Source organism: Microbacterium petrolearium (genome assembly GCF_054782875.1).
This window is the reverse complement of record NZ_BAAGRQ010000088.1, coordinates 1-567: the sequence shown is the minus strand read 5'-3', so window position 1 is coordinate 567 and position 567 is coordinate 1. Positions and strand designations below refer to the sequence as shown.

At 70.0% G+C, this 567-nt stretch carries 1 protein-coding gene; it reads right to left on the bottom strand.

The window, feature by feature from the left end; all coding sequences use genetic code 11:
• On the bottom strand, positions 1–290 hold a 290-nt coding region (locus tag ACYVJ0_RS13755; RefSeq protein ID WP_460818419.1), incomplete at its 3' end, for an FAD-dependent oxidoreductase.
• Between the last annotated feature and the right edge of the window lie 277 nt (positions 291–567).

Genomic DNA, 567 nt, shown 5'->3' with positions numbered 1-567 from the left:
GTGGTGAGGCTCGGCCAGTCCAGCTCGTAGGAGCGGCCACCGCCGTGGACGCGCAGGCCGCGGTTGCGGATCCAGCCGTCCTCCTCGCGGGTGGGCACCCCCATGCGGACCAGCTCGGCCACCGCGCGCGGGGTCAGGCCGTCACCGCAGATCTTGTCGCGCGGGAACTCGCCCTTCTCCAGCAGCAGCACGTCGAGACCCGCGGCCGCGCACCAGTGCGCGGTGGACGAGCCGGCAGGGCCGGCGCCCACCACGATGACATCCGCGTCGTCGCGTCTTGCTGTTCGCACGTTCACCCCCGTTGGGAACCCGCTGCTGGCCGCTGCTGACCTTGCTGTGCGGGGTCGGTCCGGCTTCCTGACAAGCCCTTGTGAACCCTGTCACAACACCGACACCCTAGCCACACTTAGGGGGGATTGTGTAGGAAGGTTCCCCTTACTTGGAGGGCGATGCCGGGGGCTCCGCGCCGACGATTCCCGCCGTGTGCGCCGCGATGGCGAGCTGCGTCCGGTTCTCCAGGCCGAGCTTGGCGAGGGCGCTCGAGATGTGCGCCTTGACCGAACCGTG